5 protein-coding genes are annotated in these 12,190 nt (G+C 67.9%); 1 reads left to right on the top strand and 4 read right to left on the bottom strand.

The window, feature by feature from the left end; translation table 11 throughout:
* Nucleotides 1–3 precede the first annotated feature (3 nt).
* The 3 genes from HMPREF9710_RS13280 to HMPREF9710_RS13270 form a co-directional block, all read right to left on the bottom strand.
* Entirely contained in the window at nt 4–3,363 is a 3,360-nt protein-coding gene (locus tag HMPREF9710_RS13280; RefSeq protein ID WP_005667104.1) for a GH92 family glycosyl hydrolase, read from the bottom strand.
* Between the two features lie 14 nt (nt 3,364–3,377).
* Nucleotides 3,378–6,011: a beta-mannosidase gene (locus HMPREF9710_RS13275; protein WP_040776230.1), complete on the bottom strand. Its 2,634-nt coding sequence runs from the start codon at nt 6,009–6,011 to the stop codon at nt 3,378–3,380.
* A 125-nt stretch (nt 6,012–6,136) separates the two neighbouring features.
* Nucleotides 6,137–9,322, bottom strand: coding sequence for a TonB-dependent receptor (locus HMPREF9710_RS13270; RefSeq protein WP_005667100.1), 3,186 nt, complete (start codon nt 9,320–9,322; stop codon nt 6,137–6,139).
* Nucleotides 9,323–9,665: 343 nt separating this feature from the next.
* Here HMPREF9710_RS13270 and HMPREF9710_RS13265 point away from each other — a divergent pair, with 343 nt between their 5' ends.
* On the top strand, nt 9,666–10,793 hold the full coding sequence (locus HMPREF9710_RS13265) for a metallophosphoesterase (RefSeq protein ID WP_005667098.1): 1,128 nt from the start codon (nt 9,666–9,668) through the stop codon (nt 10,791–10,793).
* 3 nt (nt 10,794–10,796) lie between these two features.
* Here the strand turns inward: HMPREF9710_RS13265 and HMPREF9710_RS13260 are convergent, their stop codons facing one another.
* Complete coding sequence (locus HMPREF9710_RS13260) at nt 10,797–12,155, bottom strand: FG-GAP repeat domain-containing protein (protein ID WP_005667097.1); 1,359 nt, start codon at nt 12,153–12,155, stop codon at nt 10,797–10,799.
* Between the last annotated feature and the right edge of the window lie 35 nt (nt 12,156–12,190).

The following is a 12,190-nucleotide window of genomic DNA, read 5'->3' as shown; positions in this document are numbered from 1 at the left end:
TCCTTATTTCGGCGCCGCCACCGCGCCGGCCTGCAGCAGCTCCAGCTCGGCCAGCTCGAACGTCGCGCCCTGGGCGAAGCGCAGGCGATACTCGCGGTAGGCGCCCGGCTTGGCGATGCCGAACGGCCGCAGCTGGCGCTCCCAGGCAAACACCTCGTCCTCGCGTGCGTCCAGCGCCACCCACGCGCCCTTGCCGTCGCGCCCTTCGAGCGTCCACGTCACCTTGCCCAGCGCCGCCTTGCCGCCGGTGATGGTGTAGTGGCTGATCGTCGTCGGCTTGGCGAAAGCGAAGCCGATGGCGGCCCTGGCCGGGACTTCCGTGGCCGTCATCGCATCGTCGTCGACCAGCGCGGCGTCGACACGCTTGCCATCCAGCGTGACAGTGGCGCCCTTGCCGCGGTCGACCAGGCCGGCGGGACGCTGCCCGGCGGCGGTCATCGATGCCGGCAAGGTGTCCGGATCGCTGCCCCAGGTCGAGGGCTTGCTGCCCCAGGTCGAGGGCTTGCTGCCCATCGCGAACTCCAGCGTAGCGCCGGCGGCGATGTCGGCGTGGCGGATCCAGGGCTGGTTCCACGGCTTGCCGTTGACCTTCAGCGACTGCACGTAGACGTTGTCCTGGCTGTTGCCATGGGCGATCACGGTGAGCGTGCGGCCGTTCTCGAGCGTGACCTCGCTGCGCGCGAAGGCCGGCGAGCCGATCACGTACTCGGGAGAGCCCATCCGCAGCGGATACAGGCCCAGCATGGCGAAGGTGTACCAGGCCGACATCTCGCCATTGTCCTCGTCGCCCGCATAGCCCTGGCCGATCTCGCTGCCGAGGTACAGGCGGCGCATGATCTCGCGCGTGATCTGCTGCGTCTTCCACGGCTGGCCGGCGGCGACGTACATCCAGGGGATGTGGTGGGCAGGCTGGTTACTGTGGGCGTACATGCCCATGCGGACGTCGCGCGCCTCGGTCATCTCGTGGATCACCTGGCGGTAGCTGCCGGAATACTTCGCTTCCGCCGTCTCTTGCGTGGCGAAGAATTCGTCGAGACGGCTGGCCAGCACCTGGCGGCCGCCCATCAGGCTCGCCAGCCCTTCCGCGTCGTGCGGCGCGGTGAAGGCGAAGGTCCAGGCGTTGGCCTCGGTGTAATCGCCGCCCCAGCGGCGCGGATCGAAGTCCTTCGCCGGCACGCGCCACCCGCCCTTGGCGTCGCGGCCGCGGAAGAACCTGGTCGCCGGGTCGTAGACATGGGCATAATCGGCGGCCCGGGCGCGGAAGTAGGCGGCCTCCTCGCGGTAGCGGCGGCCGCGCGCGCTGTCGTTGCCACCCTCGCCTTCTTCAGCGCCCAGGGCGGCGGCCAGCTGCGCCAGGCCGAAATCGTTCAGCGCGCCTTCCAGCGTCCACGACATGCCTTCGTGGACCGAGGTGTCGGCATAGCCGCGGTACATCGACTGCGCCAGGCCCTTGCGGCCGACGTTCGAGACCGGCGGGACGGCGGTCGCGTTCTTCAGCGCCGCCTCGTAGGCCTGGTGCGCGTCGAAGCCGCGCACGCCCTTGAGCCAGGCGTCGGTGAAGGCCACGTCGGAGCTGGTGCCGACCATCAGGTCGGCGTAGCCCGGCGACGACCAGCGCGCCACCCAGCCGCCGTCGCGGTACTGCTGCAGGAAGCCGTCGACCATCTCGCCGGCGCGCTTCGGCGCAAACAGCGCATACGCCGGCCAGGTGGTGCGGAAGGTGTCCCAGAAGCCGTTGTTGACATAGACCTGGCCGGGAACCACCGGCGCCGACGTGCGCAGCGCATCGCCGCCGGTCTTGTCCTTCGACCAGCCGCTCTGGTCGGCGTGGCGCCAGTCGGGCTTGGCGGCGGTGCCGACGTTCTCGTGGGCGACGTTCGGATACAGGAACAGGCGATACAGGTTCGAATAGACGGTGGTCAGCTGGTCTTCGCTGGCGCCATCGACCTTGACCCGGCCCAGTTCCGCATCCCACGCCGCCTGCGCGCGTTCGCGCACGGCATCGAAGCCGGCGTCGCCGATCTCCAGGTCCAGGTTGCGCTGCGCCTGCTCGACCGAGATCAGCGAGGTGGCGATGCGCATCCGCACCTCGCCCTTGTCCGCCGCGAACTTGATGAAACCGGTCGGACGGCCGGTCTCGATCGCGCCGCTGTCCTGCCAGCGCTGGTCGAAGCGCGCGAACACGAACATGCGCGTGGCGCCGTTCGACAGGCCGCTGCGGGTGTCGGTATAGCCGCGCAGGGTCTGGGTCGCCGCGTCCAGGGTTAAGCCGCCGCGGTCGTCGACGTTATCGAACAGCAGGTTGGCGTCGCCGTTCTCCGGGAAGCGGAAACGGAAGATCGCGGCGCGCGAGGTCGGCGCCAGCTCGGCGCGGATGCCGTTGTCGAAATCGACGCGGTAGGTGTAGGGACGCGCGAGTTCCCCGTCGTGCGCGAACGGCAGCGCGCGGCGCTGGCGGTCGGCGTCGGGACGGCCCTGTGCGGCCGAGGGCATGATCTGGAAGGTCTGGCGGTCGGCCATCCACGGGCTGGGCTGGTGGCTGAGCGACAACGCCTGCAGGCGCGGGCGATTATTCGCGTCGTTCTGCTCGTTCCAGCGATACAGCCAGCTCAGGGTGCCGGCGTCGGTGGCCGGGGTCCAGAAATTGAAGCCGTGCGGCACGGCGGCGGCCGGGATGTTGTTACCGCGCGAGAAAGTGCCGTTGGCCTGGGTGCCGCGCGTGGTCAGCACGTGGTCGGACAGGCGCGCGACCTGCGCGATTGCCTGTTCGCCCACCGCGACGTCGTCGATCCAGCCGCTGGCGCCGCCCTTGGCGGTGGGGCGCAGCTCCAGTTCGATCGCCTTGATGCGGCGTCCTTTCAGGCTGCCCAGCCGTACCGCCTTGTGCGCCCATTGCTGCGGATACAAGGTCTTCGACTGGCCCTGGGCGCTGGCGCCCAGGCGCACGCCATGGTGATCGCGCAAGTCGAGGCTCGACACGCGGCGGCCGTCATCCAGCACCAGGTCGAGCGAGACGTGGGTCGACGTGTCGATGTCGCCGTCGACGATCTCGGGCAAGACCATCCACGACAGCACGGTATCGGGCTTGACCTCGATATCGATCGCGTACAGCTGCAGGCGGCCGCCCTGGCCTTCGGCATGGTAGTGCAAGGCCTGGGCGCCGGTATAGCCGGCCTTCTTCCTGGCGGCGTACGGGCGTTCCGGGCCGGCGCCCAGCGCCACCTTCACGCCCTCGCCCGTCAACGTGGCCGGCGCCGGCTGGCCGGATTCGAAGGAAGTCGAGAAGCGGGGCTCGGCGGCGCCGGCAGCGCTGGCCGCCAGCAGCAGAGTCACAGCAGCGGATATGGTGTGCGTCTTCTTCATGTAAAGACGGTCTCCTATGGTGTTGTTGTAATGGCCCGCACGGCGTCAGACAGCGAGCGGATGTTCATGGCGGCGCGCAGGGCATCTTCATTGGCGGTGGAGTTCAAGCGCAGCTGGACGCGCTCGCCCGGCAGCACCGTCAGGGCGTTGTCCGACAGCTCGGCGTCCAGCGCGCCGAAATCGATCCAGACGGCGCGTGCGAGCCGGGCCGCTTCGATCTCGACGACGTAGCCATCGCCGTCGCGGCGCAAGGCGGCGCGCAGGTTGGCATCAACCCATGCGATTTCCTTCGCCGGCGCAAAGTAGACGACGCCGCGCGACGCCGGTTCGCCCTCGGCCCGCAGGTCGAACACGGCGAAGGTGGACGCCGGATCCGCGCCGCCGAGCAGGTCGGCGTCGACGTAGCCAGCTGCCTCGAACGCCGACAGCGGCGCGATCTCGACCGCCTTGCGCTCGTCGCGCAGCAGCTTGCCGTCCAATGTCATGACGCGTGTGCGCAGTTCGCCTTGCACGGCGTGCGTGCGGTCGTTGAGCAGGCTGACTTTCGTATTGCCGGCGGCGTCGCGCAGCGCCGCCAGCGCGACCGGCGCGAAGAAGCGCCGCGCATGGAACTGCAGCGCCTTGGGCCGGCCGAACCAGTCGATGCCCGACCATGACGCCCCCGGCCACACGTCGTTGAGTTGCCAGTACAGCGAACCCATCGTGTTCGGACGGCTGCGCCGGTGGTGCAGCGCGGCCAGTTCGATGCCCTCGGCCTGCATCGCCTGGCTCAGGTAGGCGAAGCCCGCAAAATCGGCCGGTTCGCCGAATTCGTCGCGCACGTATTTCAGCAGGCGCGCATTGCCCTTGCCGGCCATGAACTTCTGGTGCGCCTCGATCACCGGATGGTCGATGCGCTGCTGGTCACGGCGGGCAAAAGCGTCGATGGTGCGCTGGTCCGGCCAGGCCTGCAGGCCGTACTCGGACATGAAGCGCGGCGTGACGTCCAAGTAGGTCGACACCGGATGGGCCGGATTGCCCCACACTTCCCAGTAGTGCATGTCGCCGGCGGCCGGGGTGTTGGCGACTTCCTGCAGGTCGTTGCCGGGAGAGCTGGACCAGTAGCCGATGCCGCCGCCCTCTTGCTCCACCACCTTGCGCAGGTCGACGCCGAACAGCTGCACATAGCCCTTCCACACCCGGTCGGCGAACGCCGGGTCGGCCTTTTCCAGGGTCTTGCGGTGGCCCCAGTACTTCCACGCGATCTCTTCCTCGTTATTGCCGCACCAGAGGACGACGCTGGGGCGGTTGCGCAGGCGCCGCACCTGGTCGCGCGCCTCGTGCACCACGCTGGCGCGGAAGGCCTCGTCGTAGGCCGGCTGCATGCCGCCGCCGAACATGAAGTCCTGCCACACCATCAATCCCAGCTCGTCGGCCAGGTCGTAGTAATCCTCGCCCTCGTAATAACCGCCGCCCCAGCTGCGCAGCATGTTCATATTGGCGTTCCTGGCCGACTCAAGCACGCGGCGCAGCTGTTCGCGGCTCACGCGCGGCTGGAACATGTCGAAGGGGATGGAGTTGGCGCCCTTGGCGAACACCGGGATGCCGTTGACGACGAAGTGGAAGCTGCTGCCGCGCGCATCCGGGTCGCGCCGCAGCTCGACGCTGCGCAGGCCGGTGCGCGCGGCATGCGTGGCCAGGGTCTCCCTGCCGTCGCGGACCTCGAGCTCGTAGCGGTACAGCGGCTGCGCGCCATACCCATTGGGGAACCAGCGCTGCGGATAATCGACCCGCACCGGCAGCGCGATCCGGTTGGCGCCGGCGGCCAGGTCGACGCGCCTGGAAGCGGCCAGTGTGCGCTTGCCGTCGGGGGCCGTCTGCCACAGGCGCAACTCGGCGCGTTTGGCGCGCACGACGTCGAGCGCGGCGATCGCGCTGACCTCGGCGCGCGCGGCATCCACGCGGTCCTGCCGCAGCTGCAGGTCGTCGATGCGCACCACATCCCAGCTTTGCAGCACCACCGGTTTCGTGATCCCGGCGCTGACGTAGCGCGGACCCCAGTCCCAGCCGTAGTAGTAGCCTGGCTTGCGCACGAAGTTTCCGGTCATGGCGTCCTGCGGCTCGTCGCCGTACGGAGACGGATAGTTGCCGGCGATCTTGTGCGGCATCGCGGCCACCTGCGGCAGCATCTTCGCGATCGGCGAGCGCAGCACGACGCGCAGGATGTTGCCCTCCGCGCGCAGCCGGCCCTCGACCGGCACGCGCCAGGTGCGGAAGGCATTGTCGGCCTCGAACAACCTGACGCCGTTGAGCCAGACCTCGGCGAAGGTGTCGAGGCCCGCGAACACCAGGTCGCTGCGCGCGGCGCGCAGGGTGGCGGCCGGGACGTCGAAGCTGGTGCGGTATTCCCAGTCGGCCAGGCCGATCCACTGCAGGCCGCCTTCGGGCGCGCCGACATAAGGGTCCGGGATCACGCCGTGCGCGAGCAGGTCGGTATGCACGGTGCCCGGGACGGTCGCGGCGCGCGACGGCAGCGCTTCCACATGGGTGTTGCCCTGGGCATGGCCGGGCAGCAAACGGAAGGTCCAATCCTTGTCGATCACGAGCCGGGAGGCCGCAGCCGGCGTCGCCGCCATGCCCGCGGCCAGGGCCAGGATCAATCCCGACACAAAGCGCGCGCTCCACCGCCCCGGCCAAGGCCCGGCAGCGCGGGCATGTTCGTGCATGTTCATGGCTTGTCCAGAATGAGAAAATCCTCCCCGGGCCGAGCGGCGCGGGGAGGACGGAACGGGGCTCAGAACTTGTAGTTCAGGCCCATGTACGCGACACGGCCGGCGTAGTTGTTGGAGTAGAAGCGCTGCTTGGTGTCGTTACCCAGGTGCGAGCGCGACTCTTCCTCGGTCAGGTTCAGCACCGACGCCGTCAGGCTCAGCTCCGGCGTGAAGTTGTAGGAAGCGTTCAGGTCGACCTGGCTGTACGGTTCCTCGTACACGTTCAAGCCGTTCATCAGGCCGTTGACCACTTCGCCGCGGCGGTTGTACGAGGCGCGCAGCATCAGCTTGTCGTTCGAGTAGAACACCGTCAGGTTGGCCTGGTTCTTCGCGCTGCCGACCAGCGGCGAGGTGCCGATCTCGGTGCCGTCCGCCAGCGTGATCGCGGCCTGGTTGGTCTTGTTGTACGTGTAGTTGGCCTGGATGCCGAAACCGTTGTCGAAGGTGTGCTGGCCATACAGCTCGATCCCCTTCGACACCGCATCGCGTCCGCCGGCGCTGGTCGCGTAGTTCTGGACCGCGATCGCGTCGCCGCCGATGTTCAGGGTCACGTCGCGCACCACCGGCACCGCGAAGTTCTGCACATTCTTGCGGAACAGGCCCATGCCGAGCACCGAGCCACGGTGGAAGTACCACTCCAGGCCGACGTCGTACTGGGTCGCCTGGTACGGTTCCAGGTCCTTGTTGCTGCCCGAACCATACCAGCCCTGGCGGTCGCCGCCGCCGATCAGGCGGCGGTCCTCGACGTATTCCTGGCTGTAGTAGTTCAGTGCGCCCGGCGCGCCGATGTCGTTGTAGCTTGGACGCGCCACCACCTTCGAGGCCGCCGCGCGCAGCAGCAGGGTGTCGGTCAGGTCATACGCGATGTTCAGGCTCGGCAGCACGTCGGTGTACTTGCGGTCGAGCGAGCTGACCACATAGGTCGACACGTGGCCGGTGGCCGGATTGGTCTGGCTGTCCGGCACCACGGTGAAGCCGCTGGTGCAGCCCGAACCCGCGGGCGCGCCGGCCGCCGGCAGGCCGCCGGCCTGGCATGGCGCCGGCGTGCCGTCAGGACCGTCGAAGAAGTAGTCGTTGTAGTAGTCGACCTTGTCGGTCGAATCGGCATGCTGCCTGGTGCGCACCACGCGCACGCCGAAGTTGCCGCGCAGGCGGTCGGTCTTGATGTTGGCCTGCAGGTACATCGAGGTGATCTTCTCGTCCACGTTGTAGATGAAGTTGTCCTCGTTACGGGTCTGCATGTCGCCGTAGGTCTGGTTCAGGTACGCGATGTAGGCCGGATAGTTAATGCCGGGGAAGGCGCTGGCCTTGAGGCCGTTGGTCAGGTTGCCCAGCGATTCGTTGTACAGGAACTCAGGGCGGAACTTGTTGGCGTTGGCGTCGCAGCCGTTCTGGTAGCGGTTGTCGTAGTCGCCCGGGTCGGTGCCCTGGCACACCCAGTAGTTGTTGCCGGTGCTGCGGCTGGTGCCGCCGTCGCGGTACTTGGCGCCGAACTGGATCGAATCGAGCCAGCTGCTGTCGGCGTGCCAGGTCAGGTCGGTCTGGGCGTAATTCTGCTCGGTGCTGTTGCGGGTCCACGAGGACGAGGTCGAGCCGAGGTCGATCTCGCCGATGCCATTGCGCAGGTTCTGCATCAGTTCCGGCGCGAAGGTCATGGTCGGCGTGCCCGACACGTCCCACGAGGTCGCGGTGTTGCCGAGGGTCCAGCTGCCGTCGGCGTTCTGCACGCGCGGCTTGATCGGCATCCCGAACTGCAGCTCGGGACCGCCCTTGGCCCAGGTGCGGCCGGCCTTGAAGCTGGCGTCGACCGCATCGCCCTTCCATTCGACTTCGAAGTCGGCGGTCTGCGACAGCGCCTTCTCGCGGCTGTAGCTGCCGGTGATCTGCGGGGTCGGGATGGTGCAGTCGTCCGGACCGAAGCCGCCGGTGTTGGCCAGGCCGCCCGCGCCGGCCTGGGCGCTGTTGCAGTAATAGGCCTTGCCAGGATGCGCGCTGTACTGGGCGCCGGTGACGACCGTGCCGCTCGGGTCGAAGGTGAGGCCGTCGAGCAGGCGTCCGCCCGGCCAGTTGCCGTCGCCGTCATAGCGCGCGATATTCCATTCCGGGACCTTCAGCTGGTTCAGCTGGGAGTTCTGCTGCAGGTCGAAGCGGAAGTAGTTGGCCGTCATGTTCAGGTTGCGCAGCGGCTTGAACTGCAGGGTGATCTGGCCGCCCTTGCGTTCGCGCTCGGTCTCGCGCACGTCCATATTGACCGAGGTCGGCATCGCGAACTTGCTGTAGTACTTGCCCGACTGGTCGTAGAAACCCGACTCGCCCCACCAGAACGAATTCAGGCCCGATGGATTGCCGTTAACGTCGACCGGCGGCTGCGCGTCGTAGTCGTCGGCATACCACTGCCAGTTCTCGGTGCTGGCGCCCATGGTGCGGGTGGTGCGCTTCTGCTTGGTGAAGCCGACCAGGACGCCGAAGCGGTTGCTCTCGTCGTGCCAGGCGTACTGGCCCGAATATTGCGGGTCGGTCTTCTTGGTGGTGTCGGCCCAGGTGCCTTCGACGTTGACGAAGCCGGAACCCGACTTGACGTCCAGCGGACGGCGGGTGCGCAGGATCACGGTGCCGCCGATGCCGCCCTCGTCGAAGCGCGCCTCGGACGTCTTGTACAGCTCCGCGCTGGCCAGCATATTCGACGGCATCAGCATGTAGTTGAACGAGCGGGTCGGATCGCCGTTCGATTCGGCGGTGGCGACGTAGTTGCCGTTCAGCTGGGTCAGGGTCAGGTCGGACGACAGGCCGCGCACGCTGACGTTCTTGCCCTCGCCGCCGCTGCGGGTGACGACCACGCCCGGCACGCGCTGCAGCGCGTCGGCCACGTTCTTGTCCGGGAACTTGCCGACGTCTTCGGCGGTGACCACCTCGACGATCGAGTTGGCGTCGCGTTTCTGGTCGAGGCTTTTCTCGATCGCGTAGCGGAAGCCGGTCACCTTGACCGTTGCCGCCGGGCTGGCGGCGTTTTGCTGGGCCGGCGTCGGCAGCGCCGAGCCTGCCGGCGACTGCGCCGCGGGCTGGACCGGCTGGTCGGCCGATGGCGCCGGCGCGGCCTCGCTCTGCGCATAGGCGTTGGAAAGGGACAGCAGCGCAATCCCGACCGCCGTGGCGATGGGCGTGACGCGGCAGCGCAGCTGCCGGGAAGCGGCTTGGGTTCTTGAAGTCATCGTGTGTCTCCTGGTCGTGCCCTGTGGCGGGCTTTCTTTTAGGCGGAACCTTGCGGGCTCCATCGAGCGGCGTGCCGTGCTCTCCCCGGGGTTCGGAACGCGGGAATGATAGCGTTCACAGGGATTTACTAAACGACAGTGATGCCGCGTGCATAGCAGAGGTCTTCGTGTAACAACAAGCGAATTTATACAAAGGAAAGAACTTGCACTCAACAGTCTTTCGCCGAAAGGGCGAAGTTTAGCGAAGTTTAGTAAACGCCGATAAACCGTGCGCAGCCCCGTTTCCTGGCGCCGGGTGCGATATGATCGCGACAACTTAACCAGAGACAAGAGTGTTGCCGCTGTGTTTTTCCCCTATGTGTATCTAGCCTATCTGTACCTCGTACTGCGCCTGATCGTTCCCCTCCCCCTGCACCGCTTCACCCGGATCGGCCTGGGCCTGGCCCTGCTGCTGGTCTGCCAGCACCACATGATCCAGAAATGGGTGTTCGGCACGATGTTCTCGCCCGAGATCCCGCGCGTCTTCATCGTCCTGCTGGGCTGGCTGTACTGCAGCTTCCTGCTGGTGCTCCTGCTGCAGTTGCTGGCTGACCTGGCCCTGCTGGCCGCCTGGGCGCTGCGCCGCGGGCGCGCCATCGATGCGCGCGTCACAAAGCGCCTGCGCTATGCCGTCGTCACGGTCGGCACGCTGCTGTCGGCCGTCGGCGTGGGCCAGGCGATCCAGGCGCCCGAAGTGCGCCGGGTCGAGCTGGCGATCCGCGACCTGCCCCCGGCCCTGGATGGCTTCCGGATGGTGCAGCTGACCGACCTGCACATCAGCCGCCTGATGCACGGCGACTGGGTGCGCGAGGTGGTCGAGCGCAGCAATGCGCTGCGCCCCGACCTGGTCGTCATCACCGGTGACCTGATCGACGGTTCGCCGCAGGCGCGCGCGGGCGACGTGCGGCCGCTGGCCGACCTGGCGGCCCGGCACGGCGTGATCGCCAGCCTCGGTAACCACGAATATTATTTCGGCGCCGAGCGCTGGACGCGCACCTTCGAAGGGCTGGGGATGCGCGTGCTGGTCAACCGCCACGCCACGATCGACCATGAGGGCGGCCGCCTGACGATCGCCGGGGTCACCGACCGGGTGGCGCCGCGCTTCGGCATGGAGGGACCAAGCACGCGCCGCGCGCTCGAAGGCGCGGCGCCGGACGCGCCGGTCGTGCTGCTCAGCCACCAGCCGATCGGCGTCGCCGCCAATGCCGAATCGGGAATCGACGTCCAGTTGTCGGGTCACACCCATGGCGGCATGATCCGGGGCGTCGACCAGGTCGTGAAACGCGCGAATGGCGGCTACGTCTCGGGCAGTTACCGCGTCAAGGGCATGCAGCTGTACGTCAGCAACGGCACCGGCCTGTGGAACGGCTTCCCGATCCGGCTCGGGGTGCCGGCCGAGATCACGGAGTTCGTCCTGAGGCCGGCGCGCTGACCCTCAGCGCGCCTTCTTCTCGAGCTTCGGCACCGGCGGCAGCGACGCCCGGTGCTTCTCGATGTCGCTCAGCAGCAGTCGCGCCTGGGTGCCCCAGCCGCCGATGAAGACGTCGATCTTGCCGTCGCCATCGAGGTCGCCCTTGCCCATGCTCCAGCTGCGGCCGACGGTCACGCCCGGCAGCACCGCCAGGGTCACGTCCTTGAAATGGCCCTTGCCGTCGTTCTGCCAGGCGCGCGGCTGCAGCGGCACGAAGCCCGGCACCTGGATCGCGCCCACCAGCAGGTCCGGCGCGCCGTCGCCGTTGAAATCGACCACCGTGCCGGCCCAGCTCGAGAAGGTGTGGGCCGGCAGGCGCTTTGCAGTCTCGTCGCGGTAGCGTCCCTTGCCGTCGTTGACCAGCAAGCGGGTTTGCGGATCCTTGTCCCAGCCGGCGTTGTTGCTGGTGATGTTGAAGAACACGATGTCGAGCTTGCCGTCGCCGTTCGCGTCCAGCACCTGCACTTCGCGCGTTTCCATCGGCGCCTTCAGCTCGAGCCGGTGCGACTCGTCCTTGAACCGGCCCTTGCCGTCGTTGATCAGGAGCCGGTTCGGCTGGCTGGGACTGGCCAGCAGCAGGTCGAGGTCACCGTCGCCATCCATGTCGGCCAGCGCCGCGCCCTCGGTCTGGTCGTTCCCCTGCGGCAGGTGGGTGGCGGAGGCATCGACGAAGTAGCCGGGCCGCTTGGGGTCACCGAGGAACAGCAGGTTCTTCGCCGCCACCTCCTTGCCGCCGCCCGCCTCGCCGGTGCTGCCGATGAAGATGTCGGGCAGGCCGTCGCCATCGACGTCGCCGAGCGCCAGAGCATTGCCCTGGCTGTGGGCCGGCAGGCGCGCGCTGGCGTCGACGAAGCCGCCCTTGCCGTCGCCCAGGTAGAGCTGGTGAACTTCGTCGGCCTCGGCCACGAACACCACGTCCATATGGCCGTCGCGGTTGAAGTCGGCGGCGCGCACGTGTTCGCTGTCGTGCATGCGGAGGCCAAAGGCGTCCGGGACGTAGGTCAGCTTGCCGCCGCCGTCGTTACGGTACAGGCGGTTGACGCCATGTTCCACCGAGACGACGATGTCGAGGTCGCCGTCGTGGTCGACGTCGATGAACACGGAGTCGGTCGCGTGCAGGGCCGGCGCGACCGGGACCTTGGGCAGGGTCGCGTCGATCCAGGCGGAACCCGGCGCCTCGGGGATCAACGCAAAGGCGTCATAGGCGGGGTCGCGGACGGATTGGGCGGCGCTGCCGCCCACCGTCCCGAGGGCCAGCGCGACGGCCGTGGCGAGCCGGATCGAACAGGCGCTGCGCGGCTTGGCGCAAGGGTCAAACGTCATCGATGTGTTCTCCATGAGCTGCAAATGAGCGGCGA

It is taken from the genome of Massilia timonae CCUG 45783, assembly GCF_000315425.1.
Lineage (GTDB): Bacteria > Pseudomonadota > Gammaproteobacteria > Burkholderiales > Burkholderiaceae_D > Telluria > Telluria timonae.
The sequence above is the reverse complement of the archived record's forward strand: the minus strand, read 5'-3'. Positions and strand labels throughout refer to the sequence as shown.